Annotated in this window: 21 protein-coding genes; 4 read left to right on the top strand and 17 right to left on the bottom strand. The window is 61.5% G+C overall.

What is annotated here, in order from left to right:
• Positions 1-30 precede the first annotated feature (30 nt).
• The 4 genes from ACYVDE_RS01010 to ACYVDE_RS00995 all read right to left on the bottom strand — a co-directional run bounded on the left by ACYVDE_RS01010 (position 31) and on the right by ACYVDE_RS00995 (position 6,991).
• Positions 31-1,215, bottom strand: coding sequence for an efflux RND transporter periplasmic adaptor subunit (locus ACYVDE_RS01010; RefSeq protein ID WP_460499612.1), 1,185 nt, complete (start codon positions 1,213-1,215; stop codon positions 31-33).
• A 181-nt stretch (positions 1,216-1,396) separates the two neighbouring features.
• Positions 1,397-4,729, bottom strand: coding sequence for an efflux RND transporter permease subunit (locus ACYVDE_RS01005; protein WP_460499611.1), 3,333 nt, complete (start codon positions 4,727-4,729; stop codon positions 1,397-1,399).
• 225 nt (positions 4,730-4,954) lie between these two features.
• Positions 4,955-5,920, bottom strand: a complete 966-nt coding sequence (locus ACYVDE_RS01000) for a hypothetical protein (protein ID WP_460499610.1) — start codon at positions 5,918-5,920, stop codon at positions 4,955-4,957.
• A gap of 117 nt (positions 5,921-6,037) precedes the next feature.
• Positions 6,038-6,991 (bottom strand): stage II sporulation protein M, encoded by a 954-nt coding sequence (locus tag ACYVDE_RS00995; protein ID WP_460499609.1) that lies wholly within the window; start codon positions 6,989-6,991, stop codon positions 6,038-6,040.
• A 235-nt stretch (positions 6,992-7,226) separates the two neighbouring features.
• Between ACYVDE_RS00995 and ACYVDE_RS00990 the strand changes: the two genes are divergently transcribed.
• Positions 7,227-7,982, top strand: coding sequence for an RDD family protein (locus tag ACYVDE_RS00990; RefSeq protein ID WP_460499608.1), 756 nt, complete (start codon positions 7,227-7,229; stop codon positions 7,980-7,982).
• A 76-nt stretch (positions 7,983-8,058) separates the two neighbouring features.
• Here the strand turns inward: ACYVDE_RS00990 and ACYVDE_RS00985 are convergent, their stop codons facing one another.
• Both ACYVDE_RS00985 and ACYVDE_RS00980 read right to left on the bottom strand, forming a co-directional pair.
• Entirely contained in the window at positions 8,059-8,427 is a 369-nt protein-coding gene (locus ACYVDE_RS00985) for a hypothetical protein (protein WP_460499607.1), read from the bottom strand.
• Between the two features lie 327 nt (positions 8,428-8,754).
• Positions 8,755-9,954, bottom strand: coding sequence for a proline dehydrogenase family protein (locus tag ACYVDE_RS00980; protein WP_460499606.1), 1,200 nt, complete (start codon positions 9,952-9,954; stop codon positions 8,755-8,757).
• Between the two features lie 227 nt (positions 9,955-10,181).
• On the opposite strand from ACYVDE_RS00980, the gene ACYVDE_RS00975 reads away from it, so the two are divergent.
• Entirely contained in the window at positions 10,182-11,309 is a 1,128-nt protein-coding gene (locus tag ACYVDE_RS00975; RefSeq protein ID WP_460499605.1) for a chorismate mutase, read from the top strand.
• 12 nt (positions 11,310-11,321) lie between these two features.
• Here the strand turns inward: ACYVDE_RS00975 and ACYVDE_RS00970 are convergent, their stop codons facing one another.
• Positions 11,322-11,771, bottom strand: a complete 450-nt coding sequence (locus ACYVDE_RS00970; RefSeq protein WP_460499604.1) for a hypothetical protein — start codon at positions 11,769-11,771, stop codon at positions 11,322-11,324.
• 136 nt (positions 11,772-11,907) lie between these two features.
• Here ACYVDE_RS00970 and aroB point away from each other — a divergent pair, with 136 nt between their 5' ends.
• Both aroB and ACYVDE_RS00960 read left to right on the top strand, forming a co-directional pair.
• Positions 11,908-12,954 (top strand): 3-dehydroquinate synthase, encoded by a 1,047-nt coding sequence (aroB, locus tag ACYVDE_RS00965; RefSeq protein ID WP_460499603.1) that lies wholly within the window; start codon positions 11,908-11,910, stop codon positions 12,952-12,954.
• A 113-nt stretch (positions 12,955-13,067) separates the two neighbouring features.
• Positions 13,068-14,315, top strand: a complete 1,248-nt coding sequence (locus tag ACYVDE_RS00960; RefSeq protein ID WP_460499602.1) for a 3-phosphoshikimate 1-carboxyvinyltransferase — start codon at positions 13,068-13,070, stop codon at positions 14,313-14,315.
• Here ACYVDE_RS00960 and ACYVDE_RS00955 read toward each other — a convergent pair.
• From ACYVDE_RS00955 to ACYVDE_RS00910, 10 genes are all read right to left on the bottom strand, one after another.
• Positions 14,299-15,246 (bottom strand): ABC transporter substrate-binding protein, encoded by a 948-nt coding sequence (locus ACYVDE_RS00955; protein WP_460499601.1) that lies wholly within the window; start codon positions 15,244-15,246, stop codon positions 14,299-14,301. The genes ACYVDE_RS00960 and ACYVDE_RS00955 overlap by 17 nt on opposite strands.
• A 24-nt stretch (positions 15,247-15,270) precedes the next feature.
• Positions 15,271-16,341 (bottom strand): M42 family metallopeptidase, encoded by a 1,071-nt coding sequence (locus ACYVDE_RS00950; RefSeq protein ID WP_460499600.1) that lies wholly within the window; start codon positions 16,339-16,341, stop codon positions 15,271-15,273.
• Between the two features lie 41 nt (positions 16,342-16,382).
• The gene (locus tag ACYVDE_RS00945; protein WP_460499599.1) at positions 16,383-16,925 is read right to left on the bottom strand and encodes a GNAT family N-acetyltransferase; all 543 of its coding nucleotides are present in this window, start codon (positions 16,923-16,925) and stop codon (positions 16,383-16,385) included.
• A complete protein-coding gene (locus ACYVDE_RS00940) occupies positions 16,926-18,494 on the bottom strand; it encodes an acyl-CoA carboxylase subunit beta (protein ID WP_460499598.1) in 1,569 nt (522 codons plus the stop codon).
• A 215-nt stretch (positions 18,495-18,709) separates the two neighbouring features.
• A complete protein-coding gene (locus ACYVDE_RS00935; RefSeq protein ID WP_460499597.1) occupies positions 18,710-20,869 on the bottom strand; it encodes a S9 family peptidase in 2,160 nt (719 codons plus the stop codon).
• 133 nt (positions 20,870-21,002) lie between these two features.
• Entirely contained in the window at positions 21,003-21,428 is a 426-nt protein-coding gene (locus ACYVDE_RS00930; protein WP_460499596.1) for a hypothetical protein, read from the bottom strand.
• Positions 21,429-21,517: 89 nt separating this feature from the next.
• Positions 21,518-24,130, bottom strand: a complete 2,613-nt coding sequence (locus ACYVDE_RS00925) for an ATP-dependent Clp protease ATP-binding subunit (RefSeq protein WP_460499595.1) — start codon at positions 24,128-24,130, stop codon at positions 21,518-21,520.
• A gap of 161 nt (positions 24,131-24,291) precedes the next feature.
• Positions 24,292-24,966 (bottom strand): WbqC family protein, encoded by a 675-nt coding sequence (locus ACYVDE_RS00920; protein ID WP_460499594.1) that lies wholly within the window; start codon positions 24,964-24,966, stop codon positions 24,292-24,294.
• A 96-nt stretch (positions 24,967-25,062) separates the two neighbouring features.
• Complete coding sequence (locus ACYVDE_RS00915) at positions 25,063-26,244, bottom strand: efflux RND transporter periplasmic adaptor subunit (RefSeq protein WP_460499593.1); 1,182 nt, start codon at positions 26,242-26,244, stop codon at positions 25,063-25,065.
• 119 nt (positions 26,245-26,363) lie between these two features.
• A partial coding sequence (locus tag ACYVDE_RS00910; protein WP_460499592.1) for a TolC family protein occupies positions 26,364-26,929 on the bottom strand: 566 nt, incomplete at its 5' end.

The following is a 26,929-nucleotide window of genomic DNA, read 5'->3' as shown; positions in this document are numbered from 1 at the left end:
CGCTCGGCATGACGACCTAAGGAAACCTGTTTACTTCACCGGCGACGACACGCGCGGCGCGTCCGGGTCGTTGGGGCGGGGCTTGGCGGGCGGGGGGCCGGCTGGCTTGGCGGGCGGGGTGAATGCCTTCGTTTGCACGGCCTGGCCTTCGGTGAGGGTTTCGGCGGGGTTCAGCACCAGTAGCTCGCCGCCCTGCAGGCCCTGCGTTACTTCAATCTGGTTGCCGAAGTCGCGGCCGGGGGTGATGGGCTGGTAGTGAATTTTGCCGTCGCGCACGGTAGCCACGCGGCTGTCGGTACCGCCGGGCACCAGCGCATTGGCCGGGATGATGATGCTGGGCGCGGTGCGCGGCAGGTGGAAGCGCACCTGGGCGTAGGAGCCGGGGCGCAATTGGCCGGCCGCGTTGGGCACCTGCACTTCGGTGAGCAGGGTGCGGGTGTTGGGGTCGAGCGCCCCGGCATCGCGCACTACCTTGCCTTCGAAGGGCTTGCCCACGAACTCGGGCACCAGGTAATCAGCCGTCATGCCGGTTTTGATGGCGGGGGCAAAGTTCTGCGGCACCTGCACGAAGGCGCGGAGCGTGCCGGTCTGCTCAATCTTGAACAGCTGCGAGCCCGGCGCGTTGCTGCTGCTCACCAGGCTGCCCACTTCCACGTTACGCTGCGTCACGATGCCGCTGAACGGGGCCTTGATGTGCCGGAAGCTCTGTTGCGCCAGCAGCTGCTGCAGGGCCGCCTGCTGCACGGCAAATTGCGAGCGGGCCACGTCCAGCTCCTGCTTCGAGATGGCGCCGGGCAGGGCCACCCCGGCCAGGCGATTGTAGCTGGTTTTGGCCAGGGCGAGGTTGGCGCGGGCCTGGGCCACCTGCTGGTCGAGCTCGGGCGTGGTCACTTCGGCCAGTTCCTGCCCGGCGCGCACCTTCTGGCCGATGTCGGCGCTCCACGATTTCACGAAGCCATTGGCCTGGGCAAACACGAAGGTTTCGCGCAGACTTTTGGTATCGGCCGGTAGGGTGACGGTGGTGGTGTCGGGCGCGGCTTTAGCGGGAACGACAGTCACGGTTGGCGTGGCATCGGTCACTTGCTGCGCCTCGGCGTTGCGGGCCTTTTCTTGCTTGTGGCGCGGCAGGTAGCCGAGCAGAAACAGCCCGCCGAATACCAGCAGCACGATGAAAATTATCAGCCAGAACCGGCCGGAGGATTTGGTTTCGGACATTATTTGGAAGTGTCGGAGCGGAAAGCAGCATTAAAGACTTCGCCCTCCGCGTCAACCTCACCCCCTGACCCCCTCTACAAAAGAGAGGGGGCACCGGAGATGCACGGTTGACAATCGTCAGGCTCCCCTCTCTTTTGGAGAGGGGCCGGGGGTGAGGTTTGGCGTGGCGGCGTTCGGCGAGCTAAGCCGCTTCCGCCTTCACCGGCGCGGCCTTCTTCAAATACGAGAACATAATCGGGACAAAAAACAAGGTCGTTACCGTGGCCAGCATGAGGCCGCCAATCACGGCGCGGCCGAGCGGGGCATTTTGCTCGCCGCCCTCACCCATGCCCAGCGACATGGGCAGCAGGCCGATAATCATGGCCAGGGCCGTCATCAGCACCGGGCGCAGGCGGGTGAAGCCGGCATCCAGCGCCGCGTCGCGCGGGCTCAGGTCGGGCTCCTCGTCGCGGCGCTCGTTGGCGAAGGTGACGAGCAGAATACTGTTGGCCGTGGCCACGCCGATGCACATGATGGCGCCCATCAGGGCCGGCACGCTCAGGGTGGTTTGCGTCACGAATAGCATCCACAGGATGCCGGCCAGCGCGCCCGGCAGGGCCGTGATGATGATGAGCGGGTCGAGCCAGCTCTGAAAGTTCACCACCATCAGCAGGTACACCAGCACGATGGCGCCGGCCAGCCCCAGGCCCAGCCCGGCAAACGACGTGCGCATGGAATCGGCCTGCCCACGCAGGGCCAGGGTGGTGCCCTTGGGCAGTGTCTTCTCGGTGTTGGCCAGAATCTTGCGGATGTCCTTGCTCACGCCGCCCAGGTCGCGGCCGCTCACGCTGGCGTACACGTCCACGGTGCGCTGGATGTTGTAGTCGGAGGCTACGGCAGTGGTTTGGGTGCGGCGCAGGGTGGCGAAGTTGCTCAGCAGCTGGGCCTGGTCCTGGCCGGCGCCGGTTACGCCGATGTTGCCCACTTCGTCGAGCGTGGAAAGGGCCCTGGGCGGGGTTTGCACGGCTACCTGGTAGCTCACGCCGGTAGTCGGGTTCAGCCACTGGCTGGGCGAAGTCTGGGAGCTGCTGCTCAGGTTCACGAGCACGTTGTTGGCGATGTCGCGCTGCGAGAGGCCGGCCTCCTGGGCGCGCACGCGGTCGATGTCGAGCCGAATCTGGGGCTGGTCGAAGGCCTGGTACACGAAGGCATCGACCAGGCCGGGAATCTTCTCAATCTTCTGCTTGATTTCGCTGGCGATGCGCTGGTTGGCCGCCTTGTCGCGCCCGATTACCTGAATGTCAATTGGGGCGGGCAGGCCAAAGTTTAGCGTTTGGTTCACGATGTCGGCCGGCTGGAAGAAGATGGTCAGGTCGGGGTACTGCTTGCGCAGTCGGCGGCGGATTTCGTTGATGTACTCGCCGGTGGGGCCGTGCTCCTCCTTCATGCTCACCAAAATCTCGCCGTCGCCGGCTCCGATGGTGGGGTTGTCGCTCAGCAGCAGGTTGATGGGAATCACGGGCAAGCCGATGTTGTCGAGCACAAGGTCCAGCTCTTCGGCCGGAATCACGCTGCGAATCACGCCCTCCACTTGCCGGAAGCGGGCTTCGGTTTCCTCCACCCGCGTGCCGGTGGGCACCCGCACGTGCAGGCGCAGCTGCCCGGCATCCACGGTGGGGAAGAAGTTCTGGCCGATGAGCGGAAACAGCCCCAGCGAGCCAATAAACAGCACCGCAAACGCCAGCACTACCTTCGGCCGGTTGCTCAGGGCCCAGTCCAGGGCCTTGCCGTAGCCGCCCCGGAACTTCTCGAACTGGTGCTCGAAGCCCTTGTGCAGCTTCCACACCCAGCTTTTGGTGATGCCGTCGGCCGACTTCCGCTCGTCGTCGGTAATCTCGTTCTCAGCCTCTTCCTCGGACGTGCCGCTGGGGTGGGCCTTCTCGAACTGCTCGCGACGGATGCGCTCCAAATCGCGCTCCACCTGCGTCACGGGCTGTCCGTTGCGCACCAGCTGGCTGGGCAGCTCGGGCTCCTCCTGCGCGTGGTAGATGGGCAGCTCCTTGCGCAGCAGGTACATTACCAGCGTGGGCACCAGCGTCCGGCTCAATACATAAGAGGCCAGCATGGCGAAAATCACGGCCGTGGCCAGCGGTGCGAAGATGGCCGACGCCACCCCGCCCAGGAAAAACACCGGCACAAACACGATGCAGATGGCCAGCGTGGCCACCAGCGCGGGCGTGGCAATCTGCTGCGCGCCATCCAGAATGCTGCGCTTGAGCAGCTTCTTCATGCCCATGTTGCGGTGGATGTTCTCGATTTCCACCGTGGCGTCATCCACCAGAATACCCACTGCCAGCGAGAGCCCGCCCAGCGTCATGATGTTCAGCGTCTGCCCCAGAATATTCATCACGATAATGCTGACCAGAATACTCAGCGGAATACTGGTCGCAATGATGAGCGTGGACCGCCACGAGCCCAAAAACAGCAGAATCATGAGGGCCGTGAGGGCCGCCGCGATGCAGGCCTCCACGATTACGCCCTTGATGCTGGCCCGCACGAAAAACGACTGGTCGAACAGCAGCTTGATGTTGAGGCCGGGTGGGGCGTTGGCCTGGATATTGGGCAGCGCCTTTTTTATTTTGTCGATGATGTCGAGCGTGCTGGCCGCGCCGCTTTTCAGAATCGGAATAATAGCCGTGCGGCGGCCGTTCTGGCGCACGATGTTGGTTTGCACGGCCGCGCCCTCGTGCACAAACGCCACGTCGCGAATGTAAGTCGTGGTGCCATCCACAGTCTTGATGGGCAGGTCGTTGAGCGTGGCGATGGCCTCGGGGCTGGAGTTCAGCTTGACGTCGTACTCGCGGTCGCCGATTTTGGCCGAGCCGGCCGGAATAATCAGGTTTTGGGCCAGCAGGGCCTGCACCACGTCGTTGCCGCTCAGGTTGCGGCCGGCCAGCTTGTCGGGGTCGAGGTCGACCATAATCTGTTTCGGTTTACCACCATTCGGCAGCAGCACCGAGGCGCCCTGCACCACCGCCAGCCCCGGCCGAATGAAGGCGTTGGCCGCATCAAACAGGTCCGACTCGCCCAGCGTTTCGGAGCTCAGCGAAGTCTGGGCAATCGGTACATTCGAAGCTGAATAGCGGATGATGAGCGGCGGCGTAATGCCGGTGGGCAGGATGCGCAGCAGCGTCTGAGTGATGGCCGTAATCTGGGCCACGCCGGCGTCGGGGTTGGTACCGGGCTGGAAGAACACCTTGATGAGGCCGACGCCCTTCAGGCTCTGGCTTTCGAGGTGCTCCACGTTGTTCACGGTGGTGGTGATGGACCGTTCCACGGGCGTAACGATGCGCTGGTTCATTTCCTCGGGCGAGATGCCCGAGTAGCCCCACACCACACCCACCACCGGAATCGGAATGTCGGGAAAAATGTCCACCGCCATTCGCTGAATGGTGATGGCGCCGCCCACCAGTATCAGCAGCGCCATCACCACGAAGGTGTAGGGGCGCGCCAGCGCGAGTCTAACTATCCACATATCGTCCGTTGTCTGATTGGCCGCGCCGCCGCCGTAGCCGCAAGGGTCCTCAACTCCAATTCGGGGGTTTTTGTTGAGATAATAGCGCAAAATTAACCTGCTCCGGCCGCGAAGGCGGTTTTCATCGACGGGAAAGCCTTATTTCATCGACGGAGCGCGCGCATTCTTCGCAACGCTGGTGGCCGCCCGCAGCAGGGATGGGGCCAGTCCTGCATCACCCGAAACTTACCCGGCCACCCCGGCCGCCGCTTTCGCCTGGTAGCTCAGCCGCAGCAGGCTCGGCAGCACCATGGCCAGCAGCGGCAGGGCCAGCAGCAGCACGGCGCTGCCCGCGTAGAGCAGCGTGGCCGCCTGCATCAGCAGCGACGAGCCGTTGGAGGCGCCGGTTTTGGTGAGCTGCAGCATGTCCATCATCAGCAGGCCGTACATCGGAATGGCAAACAGGTAGCTCATCGTGCTCTGAATGATGGCCATTATCATCAGCAGGCCAAACGTCGACCACCATTTGCCCTTAATCAGGTAGAAGCATCGGCTCAGGGCCTGCGTCGGGCCCAGGTCTTCGAGCCACAGCACCGGGAAATACAGTGCCAGACAGCCCGCCAGCCAGAAAATGGCCGCGTACAGCACGAAGATGAGCAGGAACATCCACTTTATCCCGCCCACGGCCGTAATGCCGCCCAGCACCATCAGGGCGCCTATCCAGACCATCAGGGCGCCTATCCAGAGGGCCATCAATAGCAGGCAGGCCAGCAACATGCGGCCCAGGCGGGGGCGCAGCCAGGCCCATACCTGGCGGGGCTGCACGGTTTCGGCGGCCGACAGGTGCAGGCGCACGCGCAGGTAACTATACACCGTGGCGCTCAGCAGCACCAGCGTAACGAGGCCACCCAGTACCGTGAGGCCCATGCCCACGCCGCCCCAGCCGCGGTACATAGCCAGCGGGTCGACGCCGCGCATGGCGCCGCCGCCCCGCCGGGCCGCGCTGAAAATGCTGGAGTAGAAACCTGCTGCCTTGCCCATAAACAAGGCCAGCCCGATGCCCATCAGCAGCGCCCCGGGCAGCGTGAAATAAGCCAGGCACTTCACAAAAGGCTTGAACTGCGAGCTGAGGAAGTCGAACGTGGCCGACACTTTCGCGCCAAAGTCGCGCTCGCGGCGAAAATCGGATTCCTGGGTAAAGGAAAGTTTCATCGAATTGCAGAAAGGAAGTGGGGGTAGGGCTGGGAAAAATTGAAAAACCAGAACGTCATGCAGCGCGCAGCGAAGCATGACGTTCTTTTAGGCTCCGTAAACAGCCCATTGCCAAAGCTACATCCGGCGCGCCAGCCGCCGGCGCACCTGCCCGGGGTAAATGCCGAAATACCAGCCGATGAAGGCCGCCGACGCGCCAATAATGCCCAGGCTGGCCGCCAGCGGCATTTCGGTGTGGCGCGTCACGAAGCCTTCCAGAAAGCCAGCCACTACGAAAATGGGCACCAGGCCCAGGGCCAGCTTCACGCCATCGCGCGCGCTGCGCCGAAACGACTCGGCCCGCGAGTAAGTACCCGGAAACAGAATACCCTTGCCCATCACCAGCCCCGCGCCGCCGGCCAGCACAATGGCCGAGATTTCGAGCGTGCCGTGAATCCAGATGGTGAGGAAGGATTGCAGGCCTACGCCTTTTTGAAAGAAAAAATACTGGAATGAACCCAGCATCATGCCCGTGCGAAACAGCTCGACGATGGAGCCCACCCCGCCGGCCACGCCCAACACGAACACCCGCAGCGCCACGTAAATGTTGTTGAGCGTGATGCCCAGAAACATCACCGTTTCCCCGCCCGACTTATATACGCCCATCGGGTCGCCTTTGCGGATGTTCTCCAGCGTCATGTTCACGTAGCCGTCGCCGAGCACCACGCGCACAAACCGGTCGTCGAGCGCCGCCGACAGCGCCCCAATGGCCGTGAACACCACGAACAGCAGCGCCGCCACCCGCAGCGTGCGGTGGTGCCGGGCCACCAGCAGGGGCAGCTCCTCGGCCCAGAATTGGCCGAAGCGGCCGGTTTTTTCGGGCTTGTTGCGGTACAGGTTCTGGTGCAGCTTGCCGGCCAGTCCGTTGAGGTAGGCCGTGGTCTGGCTGCCGGGGTAGAAGGTTTGGGCGTAGGCCAGGTCGTCGGTCAGGGCTACGAAGCGGGCGGCCAGCTCGTCGGGGTTGCGGGCGGGCTGCTGCTCGTACTGCTGCCAGCGCGCCTGGTTCTGGCGCAGGAAAACGGGTTCGCGCACGGGGAGGAAAGGGAATGAGGGTGGGCGGGTAGGAGGGCAGGGGGCTGAATTTGGCGGGATGATATCCAGCTTTTTCCTTTTGTAAAAGCGAAGAAACTAGATTTGGGCTTTCGCTCATCTTCTATTCGCGTGTCATCCTGAGCGCAGCGAAGGACCTTATCACGGCAGCAAGACTAATTCTGACTTGGTAAGGTCCTTCGCTGGGCTCAGGATGACAGCTGGTTTTCCTTCCTAAATGTCTTCCATCCGCGTCCACACTGCCCAAAACGTCACCCTCGAATATGAAGTCGCCAGCTTGGGCGACCGCATTGTGGCGGCCATTATCGACAATGTTGTACTGTGGGCCTGGGTCATCGCCTGCGCCCTGGTCGTTTTCAACGTGCTGCGGGTCGGCGGTGGGCGCAGCGACATTGGCAACGTGGCAGCCATAGTGGTACTAGGCTTGTTGGCCGGCATTCCCTACGTGTTCTACAACCTCATCTGCGAGGTGTTCTTCAACGGGCAGAGCATCGGTAAAAAGGCCCGCGACATCCGCGTGATGCGCCTCGATGGCACAGCCCCGCGCCTGGGCGACTACCTGCTGCGCTGGCTGCTGCGCATTGTCGATACCAGCCTGCCGGTCATCGGCGGCTTCGTGGCCATGATAACTATTGCCATCAACGGCAAGGGCCAGCGCCTGGGCGACCTGGCCGCCGGTACCACCGTCATCAAGCTGCGCCGCGTTGCCGCCCAAAGCGCCGCGTTGCCCGAGTTGCCCGTCAACTACCAGGTTGTCTTCCCGCAGGCCGCCCTTTTGGAAGACCACGACCTGGCTCTCGTACGCCAATTGATGCAGCGCGCTGCCGCCCGCGAAGACTACGCCCTGCTGAACGAAGTCGCCAACAAAGTGAAGGCCTTGACCGGCATTCAAACCACCCTGCCCGACGACGCATTTCTGAAAACCGTGCTGCGCGACCACGCGCATCTCGCCGCCCACGGGAGTGGCTATTGAGGCGAAAGAGCGAAAAAAGAACGTCATGCTGAGCTAGCTCAGCATGACGTTCTGAGGAATTTCTAACCAGCGTCCGTTAAGCGAACTGCTGAAAATTGGCCTCGTCGCGCCAGAAAGCACGACAGTCGCGAACGAGGTTTTTCAAAAAATCCTCGTCCTGTTTCAGGCTGCGCCATTCGCCCATGCCCATTTTCTCGCACAGCTTGTAGAAGTTGTCGCCCTGACCTTTCGAGCCGGGCACTTTCACGAGGCAGCTCAGCGGGGGGCGGCCGGCCTCGTACTCATTCGTTGAGATTTCGGCCAGCATTTCGTTGAGGCGGGATTTTTCGTGCGAAATATCCAGATTCAGGCCCAATTCGGCTTCCTGCACCAGCGTGAGGTAGCTAACGGTTCCGGATTGTTGCCGGGCATAGCGAATGAGATATTTGCGGATGCGACCTGTCATGGTGGGGATTTAGGGGAGCAAAAACCGTTTTGGGGGCTGAAAAATAGCACACCCCGCCGGTATTTCCGGTGAGGGCAGGCCACTATCTCGCGGCCAACGCGGCCGGCTCCTAGCCACAATCATTCCAATCCAATGCCACGATGACTCGATATTGAATTAAAATTCTTATTATGAGTGTGTTATATTTTTACGGGCTTTGGCTTAACGGCTAAAAGGCGAAGTGCCCCGAATTTTTAATTCGGCCGGCTGAATGAGTGGCCGAACGGCCTGGAACTCGTGCAACGGGCCGAATTAAAAATTCGGGGTACTTCGCCTTTTGGTAAATCGCTACTTGCCCTGGCGGCGGCGCAGTTCTTTTTGAATCAGCAGAAACTCGCGGCTGCTTTGGCCGGCAATGGCCGTGTTTTCGTCGGCCCGGCGCAGCAGGTAGGGCATCACAGCGGCCACGGGGCCATAGGGCAGGTACTTGGCCGTGTTGTAGCCGGCATTGGCCAGGTTATAGGTGAGGTTGTCGCTCATACCATAGAGCTGGGCAAACCAGATGCGCTCGTCGCCAGGGGCCAGGCCGGCCTGCTGCATCAGCTGGGTGAGCAGCAGCGAACTGGCCTCGTTGTGGGTGCCAGCGCAGAAGCTGATGCGGTCGACGTGCTGCACGCAGTAGCGCAGGGCCTCGTCGTAGAGGTCGTCGGTGGCCTGCTTGCTGGAGTTGATGGGGTTCTGGTAGCCGCGCTGCTTCGCCACGCGGGCTTCCTTTTCCATGTAGGCGCCGCGCACCAGCTTGGCGCCCAGGTAGTAGCCGGCTTCGGCAGCCTGGTCGTGGGCCTGCTTCAGGGCGTCGAGGCGGTCGTGGCGATAGAGCTGGTAGGTGTTCCACACAATGGCCTTCTCGCGGTTGTACTTGGCCATCATGTCATAGGTCAGCAGGTCGATGGTGTGCTGGAACCAGCTCTCCTCGGCATCGATGAACAGGCGCACGCCGTGCTGGTGGGCGCGGGCGCACAGGGCCTCCACGCGGGCCAAGGCGCGGTTGTGGGCCGCTTCTTCGGCGGGCGTGAGCAGCTGGCCGGCCTGAATTTTCTCCAGAATAGCCACGTCGGCCACGCCGGTTACCTTGAACACCGAGAACGGAATGTTGGGCGAGCGGTGGGCTTCGTCGATGGTAGCCAGCACCTCGTCGCGGGTGCGGTCGTAGCTGGCGTCGCTGCCCTCGCCTTCCACCGAGTAGTCGAGGATAGTGCCGATGTGGTACTTGCCCAGCTCGGCCGTAACCGGGCGGCACTCAGCAATGGTTTCGCCGCCGCAGAATTGCTCGAAGATGCTGTGCTTAATGAGAAACTTAGTGCCCGGCAGGCCCCACTTCAGCGCCGATTTCATCAGGCCACTGCCCATTTTCACGAGGCTGCCATTGTTCATGGCCGCAAACAGCGCATACACCTTGCGCAGCTGCGCGTCGGACTTAGAGGCGAAGGCCACGCGGGTATCGTCGAAGGAAAGGGGCGGGGCCTGGGTGATGGGGGCGGGCGTCATACGGGGTGGTTGCTGGTTTTTGGTTGCTTATTCCTCTGGTTGTCTTTCCGGAATCTGACGGTGGATGCGCCTGACTGGCAACAAAAAACCAGTAACCAGAAACCAACAACCAACTAATGGGGCGGGCAAACGATGGCACAAAGGTAAAAGGCAAACAACCTTTTGGCCGATAGAGTTACGTTTGCGGCCCCGCCCGGCAGGGGCGCAACTTCTAAACTCCCGGCTTCATGGCTTCCGTTCCCGATACGTATTTCACCCGCTTGCTGGCTCGCAAAGGCCAGCCCATTCTCATTGCCGGCCCTTGCTCGGCCGAAACCGAAGCTCAGGTAATGGCTACTGCGCAAGGCCTCAAGGCGTTGGGTAATATCGACCTATTTCGGGCCGGCATCTGGAAGCCGCGCACCCGGCCGGGCTCGTTCGAGGGCATGGGCGCCACGGCCCTGCCCTGGCTGCAGCGTGTGAAAGCCGAAACCGGTATTCCCACGGCCATTGAAGTGGCCACGCCGCGCCACGTGGAAGAAGCGTTGGCGCACGGCATCGACGTACTCTGGATTGGCGCGCGCACCACCGTGAACCCCTTTGCCGTGCAGGAGCTGGCCGATGCCCTGGCCGGCACCGGCGTGCCCGTGATGGTGAAAAACCCGGTGAACCCCGACGTGGCCCTGTGGGCTGGCGCATTGGAGCGAATGGAACGGGCCGGGATTCGTGATTTAGCGGCTATTCACCGCGGGTTCAGCACGTTTGCGCCCAGCCGCTACCGCAACGCGCCCACCTGGATTCTGCCCATCGAGCTGAAAACGCGGTTTCCGCACATTCCGCTCATCTGCGACCCCAGCCACATCGGCGGCCGGCGCGACCTACTGCTGCCCATCGCCCAGAAGGCCCTCGACCTCGACTACGACGGCCTCATCATCGAAACCCACCCCGACCCCGACCATGCCCTGAGCGACGCCGAGCAGCAGGTGACGCCCCAGCGCCTGGGCGAAATCCTGAGCGAGCTGAAATACCGCTACCGCTCGAGCAACAACGCCGACTACCTCAACAAAGCCGAAGACCTGCGCCACAAAATGGACGTGGCCGACCGCGAAATTGTGGAAGCCCTGGCCCGCCGCATGGCGCTGGTGGAGGAACTGGCCGAATACAAGAAGGAAAACAACGTGAAAATTCTGCAGTTCGACCGCTGGCAGGAGATTTTCAACACCCGCACCGACTGGGCCGGCAAGCTGAACGTGAACCCGCAGTTCGTGGCCGAGCTCTACAAGCTCATTCACATCGAAAGCATCCGTAAGCAAACCGAGGTGCTCAACGGCCGCCCGCAAGTGGACGGCGTAGAGCACCTCGGGCCGGGACTGTAGGCTGCCGGATGGCTAGCGAGTGCCGCATAGCAGTGGCTGGTCCCGATGATAAGTGGCCGTAATGCCGTCGTTGGCATCTTGGCGCAGCACCAGTGTGGTGGCCGTGAGCTCGCTGATAAAGGATGAGTTGCCCGGCGAGCTTTGGAATTCCAGGAAGGTTTCGGGGCGCTGCGTGAGGTAGGCTGCCCGTTCGCGCAGGGTGTAAGCTGTGGGCGTGGGCGTGCCATTGCGCCACAGCAGCGCCTGTCCGTCGGCCCGCAGTTCCAGGGCGATGCCCTGCGTGGAGTCGGCTAACCGGGTGCCGCCCCCTATGCCACCGGATGTTTTGGTGAGTGCCCAGCGGCCCACAATTGAGGTGGAGGCGACTTCTGCGGGGTCGACCTGGGCTTTGTGGCAAGCGGAGAAGCCCACAGCAGCGCTACATAGCGCAGTGAGCAGCAGAGCGCGAAAAGCGTGGTGCATAAAAACAGGGAAAAAGAAACGGGTGAGAAATGTGGAAAGGAAGGACCATCCGGTGCTCTTACACTGCCCTGACCGGCCACGGCGCCGCGGGGTTGCGCGGCCCGAAAATTTTTGTGCCGACTTTTGCCGCATGGATATGGAAACTTCCGTCATCATTGGCCCCGAGGCCCTGCCGGCCCTGGCCGGGCTGCTGGCCCGCCCGGCCGTAAGCCGCGTATTTGTGCTCGCTGACAGCAACACGGCCCGCCAGTGCCTGCCGCTGCTGCTGCCGCACCTGCCGGCCGACTATCAGCTCATCGAAATTCCGGCCGGCGAAGAATATAAAACCCTGGCCACCTGCGAAACCCTATGGAGCACCCTCACCGTCCAGCGCGCTGACCGCCACGCCGTACTCGTGAACCTGGGTGGCGGCGTCGTGACCGACCTGGGCGGCTTCGCCGCGGCGCTCTACAAGCGCGGTATCCGCTTTGTGCAGGTGCCCACCACGCTGCTGGCGCAGGTCGATGCCAGCGTGGGGGGCAAAACGGGCGTCGACTTTCAGGGCTATAAAAACCAGTTGGGCGTGTTTCAGCAGCCGGCGGGCGTGTTCGTCGAGCCGAAATTTCTGGAAACGCTCGACCCGCGCCAGCTCAAGTCGGGCTACGCCGAAGTGGTGAAGCACTGGCTCATTGCCGATGCCGAGGCTTTCAATACCAACCGCCGCCTGGGCTGGCTCACCGACGACTGGACCAGCATCATCCGCGAGTCGGTAGGCCTCAAGCAGCGCATCGTGGCCTCCGACCCGCTCGAAGCCGGCCCGCGCAAGCTGCTCAACTTCGGCCACACCGTGGGCCACGCGCTGGAAAGCTACCTGCTCACCCAGCCCGGCCGTGAGGCCCTGCACGGCGAGGCCATTGCGGCCGGCATGGTGTGCGAGAGCTGGCTCTCGGTGCAGCGCGGCCTGCTGAGTACCGAGGAGCTCGACAAAATCGAAACCTTCCTCTTCTCGGTGTTCGATAAGCTCGATTTTGTGACGCTGGAAACCAACGCCATTGCCGAATTCGCGCTGCAGGACAAGAAAAACGCGGGCGACACCATCAACTGCACGCTGCTCGAAGGCATCGGCCGCGGCGTGTACGACCAGCCCGTGACGGTGGCCGAAATCGCCGAGTCGCTGCGCTACTACCACCGGCTGCAGGCGTAAGGCCTGGTAGCGCACGCTTTAGCTTGCGCCCGGCCGAAAATTGAATTTCAAACGGCGCTTACGAACCAGGCGCCCTTCCTATCGGCGCAAGCTGAAGCATGCGCTACAAGTCTATGCACCTATCCTGGCCCGGCGGCCCGCTCAGCGGCACCGCCCAACTCCCGGCTTCCAAGAGCGAAGCCAACCGCGCCCTCATTCTGCAGGCTCTTGCCGGCGGCGGCATCCTCCGCAACCTCTCCGACGCCAACGATACCCAGTTGATGCAGCGCCTGCTGGCCACCGCCCCCGGCACCAACCGGCTCGATGCCGAAGACGCCGGTACGGTCATGCGCTTTCTCACAGCTTACCTCAGCCTCACGGGCTGGCGCGGGCAGCTCACGGGCACCGCGCGCGCGCAGGAGCGGCCCATTGCGCTGCTGGTGAATGCCTTGCGCGAAGCTGGGGCCCGCATTGTTTATTTGAAGAATGAGGGCTACCCGCCGCTCGAATTTGCGGGGTTGGCGGCCACCGATACGGCCGGCCCGGCCGAGCAGTCCATCCGGGGCGACATCAGCAGCCAGTACATTTCGGCCCTGCTCATGCTCGGTCCGTACCAGCCGGGCGGTGCGGGCCTGCGCCTGCACCTTACCGGCGCGGTGGGCTCCCGGCCCTACATCGACATGACGCTGGCGCTAATGCGGCAGTTCGGGGCCGATTGCGCGGCCGAGGGCAACACCATTCGGGTGGGCGCCACGCCCTACCGTCCCACTGATTACACGATAGAATCGGACTGGTCGGCGGCCAGCTATTGGTACGCCATGGTGGCGCTGGCCCCGGCGGGCTCCGAAATCACGCTGCCCGGCCTGCGCCGCGAGTCGCTGCAGGGCGACCAGGCCATTGCCGGTATCATGGCGCATTTCGGGGTTGAAACCATTTTTGAGGATGAGGCCGTGTACCTGCGCCAATTGCCACTCGCGCCGCAAGTCGAAATCCCAGTGCTTGATTTCACGGACTGCCCCGACCTAGCCCAGACCGTGGCCGTAGTAGCCGCCGCCCTGGCCCGCTCCGTGGATATGACCGGTCTCGACAGTCTGCGCATCAAGGAAACTGACCGCATTGCCGCTCTGCAAGCCGAGCTGGCTAAATTCGGCGGCGACCTGCGCGACCTGGGCAGCGGCCGCTTCCGGGCTGAGTCGGCCGGCTTTGCGGTGCAGGGCCAATCGGTGGCTACTTACCACGACCACCGCATGGCCATGGCTTTCGCGCCGCTGGCCCTGCGCGGCCCGCTCGCCATCGAAGCGCCTACGGTGGTGCGCAAGTCCTACCCGCAGTTCTGGAACGAGCTGGCGAAGCGTGGGTTCTTGGCTAGCGAAGCGAGCTGAGGTATGCCGCTGAGTGCCGCAGGCGGCTGCCGTACCAGCTGAACAACTCGCCATCAACTATCTCAATTTTCGCGGCGGGGCACAGGGCCTGAAACTCGGCTACGTGCTTCGCCGCGAATGGGTAGGGCTCCGATGATAAAAAGATGCGCTGCGGCTTAGCCGCCGCCAGCTGCTCGGCGCTGATTTCAGGGTAGCGGCTCAGGTGCGCGAAGGCGTTGGTAAAGCCCGCTCGCGCCAGAAGGTCGTTGATGAACGTGCCCGTCGCGGCCACCATGTATGGCTTGCGCCAGATGAAATAGGCGATTGAAACGGGCGCGGCTTCGGCAACCGCCGGTGCGGCGGTTGCTGCTGTCGGTCCTATTGTGTCTTCTGTCGGAGCATCCAGTGCTGCAAAAGAGGCTTCAACTTCGGTAGCCAGTGCGGCGGCCCTCTCTTTGGCCCCGGCAATGAGCCCGACGCGCCGAATCATATCCAGTGCCTCCGGCAAATTGCTGATATCGCTGAGCCAGACCGGGTATTGCGCGGCCAGCTGCTCGATGCCTTCCTGGTAATTCTCTTCTTTATTACCGATAATTAAATCGGGTTTCAGGGCAGCTATTTTCTCGAAGTCGAAGTTCTTGGTGCCGCCAACCACCGTGGCCCGGGTGCGTGCTTCGGGCGGGTGAATGCAGAATTTGGTTACGCCCACCACCTTCGCGCCCAGCCCCAAATCGAACAGCAATTCCGTTTGCGACGGCACCAGCGACACAATGCGTTGCGGTGGAAATGGCACCGCAACACGCCGGCCCAACTGGTCGGTCACGTTCAGCGGCAGGGTGGGGATAAGGGGTAATTCCATCGCGATATAGAAACGCCTGTCATCCGGAGTGGAGCGGAGGACCTTATCACGTTGGAACGAATGGTTCTGACGTGATAAGGTCCTCCGCTCCACTCCGGATGACAGGCGTTTTACCAGTTAATTGAAATACCGGAAATCGTGGCCGTCCTCAATGCGCAGCAGCGTCTCGTAAATCAGGCGCGTCACGCTCTCCACGTCGTCCTTGTGCACGGTTTCGACGGTGGTGTGCATGTATTTGAGGGGCAGCGAAATCAGGGCCGAAGCCACGCCTGCGCCAGAGTAGGCGAAGGCATCGGTGTCGGTGCCGGTGGCGCGGGTGGCGGCGGCGCGCTGGAAGGGGATTTCCGACGCCTTGGCCGTGTCGATGATGAGGTCGCGCAGGTTGTTCTGCACGGCCGGGCCGTAGGTAATCACTGGGCCCTTGCCGCAGCTGATGTCGCCGGCCGTCTTCTTCTCGTACATCGGCGACTGGCTGTCGTGCGTTACGTCCGTGATGATGGCCACGTCGGGATTGATGCGGTGCGCAATCATCTCGGCACCGCGCAGGCCGATTTCCTCCTGCACCGCATTCACTATGTAGAGGCCGAAGGGCAGCTGCTTGTTGTTCTCCTTCAGCATGCGGGCCACTTCCGCAATCATGAAGCCGCCCACGCGGTTGTCGAGCGCGCGGCCCACGTAAAACTTGTCGTTCAGCACCGTGAACTCGTCCTCGAACGTCACCACGGTACCCACGTGGATGCCCATCTCGGCCACCTCATCGGCACTGCTCGCGCCGCAGTCCAGAAACACGGTTTCGATGGTCGGGGCTTTGTCCTGCTCCACCTTGCGCACGTGGATAGCGGGCCAGCCGAAAATGCCCTTCACGATGCCCTTCTCGCCGAAAATGTTCACGCGCTTGCTCGGGGCCACCAGCGGGTCGGAGCCGCCGTTGCGGCGCAGGTAGAGGTAGCCTTCCTTGGTGATGTAGTTCACGAAGTAGGAAATCTCGTCGGCGTGGGCCTCGATGACGACTTTGTATTTCGCCTCGGGGTTAATCACGCCCACCACCGTGCCGTAGGTATCCACGAAATACTCGTCGATGTAGGGCTTCAGGTAGTCGAGCCAGAGCTTCTGGCCTTCCTTTTCGAAGCCGGTGGGGGAGGGGTTGTTGAGGTAGTTTTGGAGGAACGTGAATGATTCGGGACGCATTGGCAGATGTTGCGGGTTAAAACGGTAAGACAGCTGGCAAGCTACGATGTTTGAGCGGTTTGCGTTGGCTTTGGGGCGTGCCAGGCCATCGGAATATCGGCCTCTAGGCTGCCTGCAGCGGCCACCCGACCCTCAAGCCGGCCCTCGCGCCGAAATCCCAGCTTTTCATATAGCGCGATGGCGCGGGCGTTGCTCTCGCGCACCGTCAGCTCCACGCGGCTGACGTGCGGAAACCGCATCGGCACCGTGGCCAACAAAGCTTCAAACAGCCGCCGGCCCACGCCCTGGCCCTGCGCGCTGGCATCCACGGCCACGGTGAGGTCGCCCAGCACGTGGGCAAAAATGCACAGCCCGGTGGCGTATGCATGAATTTCGGCCACTAGCTGCCCATCCCGCTCTGCCACCAGTCCGATACCCTGCGCCTGCGCCCGTTGCAGGAAGTGTAGCACGTATTCGTCGGTCACTTCATCGGCCTGCCGGGCAATGCCGCCGCTTTCGCGGGCCACCCGCTGGTAAAGGGCGCGCACCGCCGGCGCATCAGCCGGAGTCGACGGTCGAATGGTAATGACTTTTGCATTAGCCATTTACAGCGGAATGTTGCCGTGCTTCTTGCGCGGCATGGTGTCCACCTTGTTCTCCAGCATCTTGAAGGCGCGAATCAGCTTCTGGCGCGTCTGAGAGGGCAGAATCACCTCGTCCACGAAGCCGCGGTGGGCGGCGCGGTAGGGCGTGGCAAATTTCTCCTGGTACTCGTCCACCTTCTCCTGCAGCTTGGCTTCAGGGTTCTCGGCCTGTGCGATTTCGCGTTTAAAGATGATTTCGGCCGCGCCCTTGGCACCCATCACGGCGATTTCGGCCGTGGGCCAGGCGTAGTTCATATCGGCCCCGATGTGCTTGGAATTCATCACGTCATACGCCCCGCCGTAGGCTTTGCGGGTAATCACGGTAATGCGCGGCACGGTGGCTTCGCAGAAGGCGTAGAGCAGCTTGGCGCCGTTGGTGATGATGCCGCGCCACTCCTGGTCGGTACCGGGCAGGAAGCCGGGCACATCCTCCAGCACCAGCAGCGGAATATTGAACGAGTCGCAGAAGCGCACGAAGCGTGCGGCCTTGGTGCTGGCGTTGATGTCGAGCACGCCGGCCAGCACGGCCGGCTGGTTGCCTACAATACCGATGCTGCGGCCGGCTAAGCGCGCGAAGCCCACCACAATGTTCTCGGCAAAATTCTGGTGCACTTCCAGGAACGAGCCCTCGTCGATGATGCCTTCCACCACCTCGCGCATGTCGTAGGGCTGGTTGGCGTTTTCAGGAATCAGCTTGTCGAGCACCGGGCGGCTTTCATCGCCACTGGCTTCGTAGGGCTGGTTGGGGGCGGTTTCCTCGCAATTCTGCGGCATGTAGCTCAGCAGCTGCTTGATGTGGTTGATGGCCACCACCTCGTTGGCGCACGAGAAGTGCGTGACGCCGCTCTTAGCCGAGTGCGTGCTCGCGCCGCCTAGCTCCTCGCTGGTTACTTCCTCGTGGGTTACGGTTTTCACCACGTTGGGGCCGGTCACGAACATGTAGCTCGTGTGCTCCACCATCAGAATGAAGTCGGTAATGGCCGGCGAATACACCGCGCCGCCCGCGCAAGGCCCCATAATGGCCGAGAGCTGCGGCACCACGCCTGAGGCGAGGGTATTCTTATAGAAAATGTCGGCGTAGCCACCAAGGCTCACCACACCTTCCTGAATACGGGCCCCGCCCGAGTCGTTCAGGCCAATTATAGGCGCGCCGTTCTTCATGGCGAGGTCCATAATTTTCACGATTTTCTCGGCGTGCGTTTCGCTCAGCGAGCCGCCGAATACCGTGAAATCCTGCGAGAAAACGTACACTAAGCGGCCATTCACGGTGCCGTAGCCGGTTATCACGCCATCGCCGAGGTAGTGCTCCTTATCCAGACCGAAGTCCTTGGAGCGGTGCATCACAAACTTACCAATTTCTTCGAACGAGCCTTCGTCCATCAGCAAATCCACCCGTTCGCGGGCGGTGAGCTTGCCTTTTTTGTGTTGAGCGTCGATGCGGGCCTGGCCGCCCCCGAGAAGGGCTTCTTCATTTTTGCGGGCCAGCAATTCGGTTTTGGAGAGATGGGCGTGGGCGTGCGGGTCGGGCATGAGCAGGGGTTAGCGCGCGGGTGGGATGAGTGCGCGGAATGGGAGCCCAAAGGTAGGTTACGGGCCGATTATGGGGCGGGAGAAAGAAGTGTAAAAAAGAACGTCATGCTGAGCTTGTCGAAGCATCTTTACCGGGTAAGTAAAATCAATTACTCGCGCGGTAGAGATGCTTCGACAAGCTCAGCATGACGTTCCGTTGGCTTCAGCGTCAGCCGCTACAACGTCTTGCCCATCAGCATCAGCATAAACGCATACTGCCGGGCTGTGTCGTCAATTGACTTAAAGCGGCCCGAAGCGCCGCCGTGGCCGGCGCTCATGTCGGTGTGCAGCAGCAGCAGGTTCTTGTCGGTTTTGGTGGCGCGCAGCTTGGCTACCCATTTGGCAGGCTCGAAATACTGCACCTGCGAGTCGTGCAAGCCCGTCGTAACGAGCATGTTGGGGTAGGCTTGCTTTTCCACGTTGTCGTAGGGCGAATACGAGAGCATGTATTTGAATTCCTCCTCGTTGGCAGGGTTGCCCCACTGGTCGTACTCGCTGGTGGTAAGCGGAATGCTGGGGTCCGACATCGTCGTGACCACGTCCACGAACGGTACGGCAGCAATCACACCTTTGTACAGGTCGGGGCGCATGTTCACCACCGCGCCCATCAGCAGGCCGCCGGCGCTGCCGCCCATCGCAAACAGCTTGTCCTTGGCCGTGTACTGCTTCTTAACGGTAGCGTTGCCCACGCGCACGTCCTGCGGATGCGTGAGGTACTCGGAGCAATCGATGAAGTCGTTGAAACTGTTGATTTTGTGGCTCATGCGGCCGTCTTCAAACCATTGCCGGCCCATTTCCTGCCCGCCCCGGATGTTGCACAGCGCGTACACAAAGCCGCGGTTCAGCAAGCTCAGCCGGGCCGAGCTGAAGGTGGGGTCCTGCGAGAAGCCGTAGGAGCCGTAGGCGTATTGCAGCAGCGGCGCGCTGCCGTCGAGCTTGGTGCCTTTTTTATACACCAAGGCCATGGGAATGAATTTGTTGTCGCGCGATTTTACGAACACGCGTTCCGTCACGTAGTCGAACTTGTTGTAGTTGCCCAGTACCGGCTGCTCCTTCACCAGCGTGTTGGTGCGGGTGCTCATGTCGTACTCAAAAATGGAGTTTGGCGTGGTGAGCGAGGTGTAGTTGTAGCGCAGCACCGGCGTGTCCATTTCCGGGTTGATGCCGATGGTGGCCGTATAGGCCGGCTCCTCAAACTGGATGTAGTGTTCCTGCTTGTCCTTCAGACTCACCACTTTTAGCTGGCGCAGGCCGCCCTTGCGCTCATTCAGCACCACGTAGTTGCTGAATAGCTCGAAGCGGTCGAGGAAGATTTCAGGGTGGCGGGTGAGCGCATCGGTCCAGGCTGATTTGCCGGTGGCCGTCACCGGCGTCACCATCAGGCGGTAGTTGGGCGCGCCCAGGTTGGTGCGGATGTAGAACTTGTCGCCCAGATGCTCCACATCGTAGAGGTGGTCCTTCTCGCGGCGCTGAAATACCTTGGGCTGCTCGCCCGGCGCGGCCGCATCGAGGTAGCGGTATTCCGACGACAGCGAGCTAATCAGGTTGATGCCGATGTATTTCTTTGATTTCGAGCGGTTCACGTGCACGTTGAAGGTGTTGTCCTTTTCCTCGTACACCAGCGCGTCGTTCTTGGGGTCGGTGCCCAGCACGTGGCGGTACACCTGGTAGGGCAGGAGCGTGGTCACGTCTTTGCGGGTGTAAAACACGGTTTTGTTGTCGGCTGCCCAGGCCATTTCGCCGCCCGTGTTCTGAATCTTCTCGGGGTAGTCTTTACCCGTGGCCAGGTTGCGGAAGCGTAGCGTGTAAAGACGGCGGCTCACCGTATCGACCGAGAAGGCCAGCAGCTGGTTGTTGTCGCTCACGGCCCAGTCGCCAATCTGGAAGTATTTCTGGCTGCTGCCCATCTCGTCGCCGTTCAGAATGATTTCCTCGGTGCCGATGGTGCTGCCCTTCTTGCGGCAGTAGATGGGGTACTCGCGCCCAAACTCGTAGCGCGAGTAGTAGTAATAGCCATTGTCGCGGTAGGGCTCGGTGGCGTCTTCCTGCTTGATGCGGTTCTTGATTTCCTGCGCCAGCTTCTTCTGCAACGGCACCGTGGCGGCCATCTGCTGGTCGTAGTAGGCATTCTCGGCGTTCAGGTATTTGAGAACGGCCGGGTCGGTGGGCTTATTCAGCCAGTAATAATTGTCGGTGCGCTGAATTCCGAAATCGGTAAACACCTTGGGCTTGATGGGGGCCACCGGCGGTCCGGCCGGGGCAGTTTGAGCCAACGCGCCACCGCTGGCCAAAGCCGCACCTGCCCCCGCGAGGGCCATTCGTTGCAGAAAATTCATAAGAAGAAGGCGAGTAGTACCGCGTGGGCCGTTAGAAGGGTCTAAATCAAGCAGCAAGGTAATGCACAGGCGCAAAAAAAGCCGGCTCTTTCTCAGGAGCCGGCTTTCGATGTGATTTGCTTCGCGACAGGCCCTAGTTTTTCTGCACCTCCGCAACCCGGGTTTTGCCGGTGTTCGCGTCCACCTCCGCGAAAGTGCGCTCGCCAACCTGCACAAAAATGGTTTTCGAGCTCAGCGTAACCTTGCTGATTTTGCGTGGGCCAATCACCTGCGGGCAGGTGCCTACCACGTCGGTTCGCCAAGCCAGGCGGTTGCCCTGGTACGCCAGCAGCTGCCGGTTATCGGCCGAAACCCAATACACCTTGCCATCGGCCAGCGCCTTCATGCCCCGCACCTGAGCCGATGGCACGAATGCCGGCGCGCCCGCCCCAATCTCCGGTTGGCGCACCACCAATTGAGCATTGTAGGGGGCTTCCGGCTTTTGGTCCTGCGCGGTAGCGGCTTGTGGCAGCGTGGCCAGCAGGCTTAGAGCCACGAGGTGAATTGCTGTTTTGAGCATGATGAAACAAAGCTTAGGCGTGAGTGGAAGAATGAAAAAAGGCTGGCTTCCTTGCGGAAACCAGCCCTCTAACGTCAATTAATCCGAAGTTATTTCTTCGCGTCCGCGTCGTCCGTTTCCGGTTTCTCGGCGGGGCGCTCGTCGCTGGCAAGGTTTTGGGCCTCACCGCTCTTGCTCACCGAGAAGGTCAGCTCGTCCTTGCCATCCTCATAGTCGGCGGTAATCACGTCGCCGTGCACCACTTGGGCTTTAAGGATTTCCTCGGCAATCGGGTCTTCGATGTACTTCTGGATAGCACGGTTCAGCGGACGGGCACCGTACTTGGGGTCGTAGCCTTTGTCGGCCACGAAGTCCTTGGCCTTCTCCGTCAGCTCGACACGGTAGCCCAGGGCCTGCACCCGCGAGAGTAGCTTGCTGAGGCTGATGTCGATGATGCGGTGAATGTCCTTCTTCTCAAGTGAGTTGAAGACAATCACGTCATCCAAGCGGTTGAGAAACTCGGGCGAGAACGTCTTCTTAAGAGCATTGGTGATGGTGCCCTTCGTCAGCTCGTCCATGTTCTCCTGGCGGGCTTTCGTGCCGAAGCCGATGCCGGCGCCGAAATCCTGCAGGTCACGCGCCCCGATGTTCGAGGTCATGATGATGATGGTGTTGCGGAAGTCCACCTTGCGGCCCAGGCCGTCGGTCAGAATGCCGTCGTCCAGCACTTGCAGGAGCAGGTTGTACACGTCCGGGTGCGCCTTCTCAATCTCGTCGAGCAGGATTACCGAGTAGGGCTTGCGGCGGATTTTCTCCGTCAGCTGGCCGCCTTCTTCGTAGCCCACGTAGCCGGGAGGCGCGCCAACCAGGCGCGATACGCTGAATTTCTCCATGTACTCCGACATATCCACGCGCACCAGCGCGTCTTCCTTGTCGAAGAGGTAGGTAGCGAGCACCTTGGCCAGTTCCGTCTTACCTACACCCGTCGGGCCGAGGAATACGAACGAGCCGATGGGCTTCTTGGGGTCTTTCAGGCCTACGCGGGTGCGCTGAATGGCTTTCACCAACTGCTTGATGGCTTTGTCCTGGCCAATTACTTTGCCTTGCAGCTCCTCGTTCATGTTGAGGAGTTTCTGGCTTTCGTTCTGGGCCACGCGCGAAACGGGGATGCCGGTCATCATGGCGATAACCTCGGCCACGTTCTCCTCTTTCACTGTGTAGCGCTTCTTCTTAGTTTCCTCCTCCCACGACTTTTTAGCCGTTTCGAGCTGGTCAAGTAGCTTCTTCTCGGTGTCGCGGAGCTTGGCGGCTTCCTCGTATTTCTGCGATTTCACCACGCGGTTCTTCTCACCTTTGATGTTCTCAATCTGCTCTTCGAGCGTGAGAATGTCCTCGGGCACCACAATGTTGTTGATGTGCACTCGAGCACCAGCCTCATCGAGGATATCGATGGCCTTGTCTGGCAGGAAACGGTCGCTCATGTACCGGTCCGACAGCATCACGCACTGCTCAATGGCCTTATCGGTGTACACCACATGGTGGTGGTCCTGATACTTATCCTTGATGTTGTGCAGGATTTCGATGGTTTCCTCGGGCGTGGTGGGGTCCACCATTACCATCTGGAAACGACGGGCCAAAGCGCCATCTTTCTCGATGTACTGACGGTATTCGTCCAGCGTAGTAGCGCCGATGCATTGAATCTCGCCGCGGGCCAGAGCCGGCTTGAACATGTTGGAAGCGTCGAGCGAACCCGAAGCGCCGCCGGCGCCCACGATGGTGTGCAACTCGTCGATGAACAGAATCACGTCGGGCGACTTCTCCAGCTCGTTCATCACGGCCTTCATACGCTCCTCAAACTGACCACGGTACTTGGTGCCGGCTACCAGCGAAGCCAGGTCCAGCGTAACTACGCGCTTGTTGAAGAGTACGCGGCTTACCTTTTTCTGGATGATGCGCAGGGCGAGACCTTCGGCGATGGCCGTTTTACCTACGCCGGGCTCACCAATGAGGATGGGATTGTTCTTTTTGCGGCGGCTCAGGATTTGGGCTACGCGCTCAATCTCCTTTTCGCGGCCCACGATGGGGTCGAGCTTGTCTTCCTCAGCGAGCTTGGTGAGGTCGCGGCCGAAGTTGTCGAGCACCGGGGTGCGCGATTTTTCGCCGGGCTTTTTGGTGGCACCAGCGCCGGTGCCGGCACCACGCCCGCCGGGGCCCGACGAGCCAAACAGTTTGTCGTTGTCGTCGTCGTCCGTATCGGGCGTGCGGTTTTGCGGGGCAGAACCGGCATTACCGTGGTAATCCAGCGAGTCGCGCACAGTTTCGTAGTTCACGTTGAATTTGCTGAGAATTTGGGAAGAAATGTTGTCCTCATCGCGCAGGATGGACAACAGCAGGTGTTCGGTACCAATGATTTCCGACTTGAAAATCTTGGCTTCGAGGTAGGTGATTTTCAGCACCTTCTCGGTCTGCTTGGTGAGCGGAATCGAGCCGGTGATGCTGGTGCCCTGGGTGGCGGTGTTGCGCGTGGCCTGTTCGAGCGAGAATTTCAGCTCGTCGATGCTCACGCCCAGCTTACGCAGCAGGCCGAGGGCGGTTCCTTCAGCCTCGCGAATCATGCCGAGCAACAGGTGCTCGGTGCCGATGTAGTCGTGACCGAGACGGATGGCTTCCTCCCGGCTGAGGGAAATCACCTCTTTGACGCGGTTTGAGAATTTAGCTTCCATGCCAATAAACGTAGTGAAAAATCAGATAAGCCCCGCGTCGGGCGAGTAACACGAATGACGGGTTGGGCCGATGTGACTTGAAAACAAGCCGGTTCGGGCGAAGGTTCGGACAAATGTTGCCGTCCGGTAATACTAGCGTAACGGCAGTCGAATTGCGCGGGTTACTGCAAAAAGCGGCCGGCGGCTGGGCCCTGCGAAAACAACAGGTCCAGCACACTCAGGCCGGGCTCAAAACCTGGGCCAAACACCTGCGGATAGGGCCGAACGAGGGCCGAGGCTGCCGGAGTGTCAGGTTCGGGCGTTCTGGTGGCGGCTTTGGGTGTCAGCCAGTCGCGCCGGTCGGCGATGCTGGCTTGGGTAGGGAGAAGACCGGGGTACTCGGAAGAAGGTTGCGCGGGGTAGTGGGCGTGGTATTCGGTGGTGAGGTGCAGGGGAAGGGTAATGCGGAAGCACTTCAGCAATAAACGCAAAAACTGCTGATTCAAATCGAAAAGCAACGCCGGTTTGCTTACGTAGATATCGTGCAGATAGTCGGCGTAGTATTCGAAGTACGGGCTGTTGCCATAGGCGGTTTGGAGTGTGCGCCAGTGGCGGTGAATCCAGTTCTGGCGGTAGTCAATCTCAATTTCGGAAACGCTGACTTTTTCGGCGCGGTTGCCATCGAGCACGGGCACGGTGAGCGGCTGCACGCCCTGCGCGGTGCGGATGAGGCAGCGGTTGCGGTAGGTTTGCTTGCGGTAGTGCTCGTGGGCCTCGAGTAGGAGGCCGTCGGCGCGGAGCATTTCGGCGAAAAGCGCGGCGGGCGGGTGGTAGTGCAGTTCGGTGAGGAGAATCATGAGCTGTAGAGACGCATAATTGCGTCTCGTCGTTGAGCAGGGCGGGCAGAAATCGTGCGCTGATTCCGTTCAACGACAAGACGCAAATATGCGTCTCTACTCGTCGCCGCCCTGGCCTTTGCTGCGCTCAGCATCGAGAAAATATGCGCCTTTCACCACCAGCTGCGTGGTATCGGCTAGTTTATCCAAGGCGCGCACGGCTACCTGGCCCTGGTCGGTTGCGCCGGGGCGGACGCTGAAGCGGCGGAAGGTGCTGCCTTTCGCGTCGGATTTTACCCGGTAATAGGCGTAGCTCACTTCGCCACCGGGCACGAGCGCATCTTCGGGCAGGGTGCGCTGCGGGGTGCGGCCGGTGAGGATGCGGGCACTGACGTATTGGCCGGGTAGCAAGGTGGCAGTGGCGGCGGCATCGGGGCCAGTGTCGTGCAGGTGGGCGTGCACGCTCACGGTGCGGCCATCGTCGTCGAAGGCTTTGCCCACGAGGAAGACGGTGGCGGGCAGCGGGCGGGCGCTGGCACCCTGGGCCGGCACGCGGAACAGGATATCCTGGCCCACCTTCACTTTGGCAATGTCGCGCTCGAATACCTTCAACTCCAGGTGCAGGTCGGAGCGGTCAACCAGCTCAATCAGCACGTCCTGCGGGTTCACGAACTGGCCGGGATTCACCAGCACGGCTTTCACGTAGCCGCCGATGGGCGCGATGAGCGGCACGCTGGGCCGAATGCTGGCGGCGCTGAGCGACTCGGGTTTGAGGCCGATGAGGCGGAGCTGGGCGGCGAGGCTGCCGGCCGCGGCCTGCTCAGTGCGCAACTCGGAGGCCGCCTGCTGGAGCTTGCGGCGCGCGCCCACGTCCTCATCGTTGAGAATTTGCTGGCGGGCGGTTTCCTGCTTCAGGAACACGATGCGGGCCTGGCTTTGCAGGTAGTCCTGCTGAAGCTTGAGATAGTCGGGGTTGCGCAACGTGGCGAGCACGCTGCCGCGCTGCACGAATTGACCGGGCAGCACGGGCAGCTGCTGCACGTAGCCGCCCATGATGGCTGTAACCGACACCTTGTGGTTCGGCGGCACGTCAATCTGGCCCGTGGCCTGCACCTCCGTGCCAAGGTCGCGACGGGTGAATGTGCCCAGCTCAATGCCGGCCGCCTGCAGTTGGGCTTTATTGAGGAAGACTTCGTTGGGCGCGCGGGGCGGTGGGGCGGTGGCGGGCTTGTCGGCGGTTTCGTCGGCTTTTTTGCCGCAGGCGGCGAGGAGAAGCAGGAGGACGGGGAGGTATTTCATGGGAAGTTGCAAGAATATTCTGCCGGTCATGCAGAGCGCAGCGAAGCATCTCGCGTGCAATGGTAAATCAAGTGATTAGGCGGCACGCGAGATGCTTCGCTGCGCTCTGCATGACGGCCTTACTGCGCGTCCGCTCCGGCTAGGGCCTGAGTGTTGGCCACCAGCTCATTGTATTGCCGGAGCTGTTCGAGATAGGCTTCCTGAATCTGCCAAGCGGGCTGGGTATTCACCACGTATTCCACGTACTCGATGTCGCCGGCGCGGCGGCTTTTTTCGGCCGTGTCGAGAATAAGGCGGGCTTGCGGCAGGGCATAATTCTCGTAATAAAGCAGGGAAGCTTGGGCGCGGGCCAGCTGCTGCCGCAACGTGCTGAGCTGAGTGCCAAACTGCGTATTGGCATAGTTCAGTTGCACCTGGGCGGCTTCCTCGCCGATTTTGGCGGCGGCGATGCGGGCCCGTTGCGCCCCGCCGAGCAGTGGCACCGCGATGCCGGCCTGGGCCACGTTGAAGCCCCGCTCCTTATTAATGGTCTGGTTGAAGTAGCCGGCGCGCAGGTCGGGTAGGCGGCGCAGCTTTTCGAGGCGGGTTTGCTGCTGGCTGAGGGTGAGCTGCTGCTGGTAGAGGGCCAGCGTGGGGTTGGTGGCGGGCGTGAGGGCGGCCGTGTCGGTGGGCAGCAGCACGGCGC

It is taken from the genome of Hymenobacter agri, assembly GCF_054778495.1.
The sequence above is the reverse complement of the archived record's forward strand: the minus strand, read 5'-3'. Positions and strand labels throughout refer to the sequence as shown.